At 47.5% G+C, this 2,064-nt stretch carries 2 protein-coding genes and 1 pseudogene; all 3 read right to left on the bottom strand.

The genetic code is table 11. From position 1 onward, the window contains the following. Nucleotides 1–377 (bottom strand): annotated as a pseudogene (locus OOJ60_RS24410) (RHS domain-containing protein); the annotation flags it as partial. A 192-nt stretch (nt 378–569) separates the two neighbouring features. After that, nucleotides 570–965 (bottom strand): type IV secretion protein Rhs, encoded by a 396-nt coding sequence (locus OOJ60_RS24405; protein WP_233470925.1) that lies wholly within the window; start codon nt 963–965, stop codon nt 570–572. A gap of 11 nt (nt 966–976) precedes the next feature. Then, a partial coding sequence (locus tag OOJ60_RS24400; RefSeq protein WP_205613297.1) for an RHS repeat-associated core domain-containing protein occupies nt 977–2,064 on the bottom strand: 1,088 nt, incomplete at its 5' end.

The raw sequence follows: 2,064 nt of genomic DNA, 5'->3' as shown, positions 1-2,064 counted from the left end.
TACAGCCCCGTCTCTTCATCATACTGCTGACCCGGCAGGCGGATGAGCTGTGCCAGTTTGTGCGGGTTTGTCTCACGCAGTACATTACCCCAGGCATCATATTCTGCCGACCAGTCCGCTTTCCCCTCCGCGTTTATCAGCGCCAGCGGCAGGCCACGGTGGTCGCAGTGGTACAGGTGGATTTTTCTCTGCGGTATATATTCCGGCTCCATCTGGTTTTGTATCTGCTCCGGCGTCAGCCCGCACTGCGCCAGCCACGCCCGGTTGCCTTCGCTGAGTTCCCCGCACTGTAGTTCGGCTTCCAGATTATCCACCAGCGCCACCAGTTCCGGCGGGAAGATTACGTTCGCCTCCTGCTGAAATTTCTCCGCCAGCGTGTCGTTAGTAAAAAAGTGCTGGCATCATTTTCATTGACAAACCGGATGACGCGTTCGACTGCGTCGTAGTCCATCCGTTGCGTCAGGCGGCGTCGTACGCTATGGTTCTGTGCTGGTCGTAATATCAATCTGGTTATAATACAGCCTGTTTTTTTGTCATAGTCGGATGCAATAAATTTATATTTAAGCCCCCTAATTGATCGAATCATATCTATAACTTTTTAGCTTATTTTTTTTACCTTCTATTTCAAAAACGAAAACCTCCTGCACAATCCTTTTTGAATATTCTGAAAAGTATACTAATGAGATTTCATCATTTGAAAATAAACCACGCGTGACCTTCTCTATTTTTAATGTGGATTTCTTATAATCCCCAAGATGTTTTTCTTTTGCTTCGACCATTATGCTGATGAATTTTTTTTCAGATGTTGCCACCTGAAAATTATTTGATGTGATTTTATATATATCACTATACTTTTCCGCTTGATATAAATCACGAAATACTTCAACCTCCAACCTGGCTGGCTCTATGTCTATCGGAGAACAACCGCACATTAAAAATAAAAATAAAATAAATAATTTTTTCATATTATCCCTTATCAATTTACTAAGCATTCCTGCCACGTTCTGCAAGCCAAGCCCATAACCGACGCGTCAGCACCGACGCCGATACCGATTGATTCAGTTGATGATTCAGGATTATCAACATCAGCTACATAAGAATATGCAAGATGTCCTACAACACCACCTCCAGCAGTTGCACCTACTGAATTGCTGACCCCCGATGTAGGTAAAGACTTGGTTTCAGAATATGTAATTGCTGCATTTAACCCACCGCCAACTCCTGCATGTCCACATGCTGTTGCATAAAGACAAATATCAGATAACATTTCACCTTTCTTTTTAGCAAAGGCAATACCGGCTCCAATATGACCGCCTAATGATATTACATCTCCACTGGCAGTAATATCAATTGATGATGTTCCATATGAATCATCATGCCAAACATCATATAATAGCTCATATAAATTATACAAACCCAAAGGATCAATTTTCATAACGGGATTTAGTGTATACCCATACAAATTTAATCCCCCCCTCAGCCCAATCGGGTCCTGCGTGATATACCGTCCCTGTAACGGGTCGTAATACCGGTGACGGTTATAGTACAGCCCCGTCTCTTCATCATACTGCTGACCCGGCAGGCGGATGAGCTGTGCCAGTTTGTGCGGGTTTGTCTCACGCAGTACATTACCCCAGGCATCATATTCTGCCGACCAGTCCGCTTTCCCCTCCGCGTTTATCAGCGCCAGCGGCAGGCCACGGTGGTCGCAGTGGTACAGGTGGATTTTTCTCTGCGGCGTGTATACCGGCTCCATCTGGTTTTGTATCTGCTCCGGCGTCAGCCCGCACTGCGCCAGCCACGCCCGGTTGCCTTCGCTGAGTTCCCCGCGCTGTAGCTCCGCTTCCAGATTATCCACCAGCGCCACCAGTTCCGGCGGGAAGATTACGTTCGCTTCCTGCTGAAATTTCTCCACCAGCGTGCGGCGGACTGCTTTCGCCAGCTCTGCGGTTTGGGTTTCGATTCTGACCAGCGGCGTGAAGCTGCCCGGTGTGTAAATCGTCTGTACGCGCTGTGTGTCTGTTTCGGTGGTGGTCAGCCTGTCGCCGTCCCAGCCGTACCATG

Source organism: Citrobacter sp. R4, assembly GCF_026719175.1.
Lineage (GTDB): Bacteria > Pseudomonadota > Gammaproteobacteria > Enterobacterales > Enterobacteriaceae > Citrobacter_A > Citrobacter_A sedlakii.
This window is presented reverse-complemented; position numbering and strand designations above follow the sequence as displayed.

Excerpts from the sequence above, each read along its gene's own strand:
- OOJ60_RS24405 (WP_233470925.1), bottom strand. The coding sequence starts at position 965 with ATGAAAAAATTATTTATTTTATTTTTATTTTTAATGTGCGGTTGTTCT.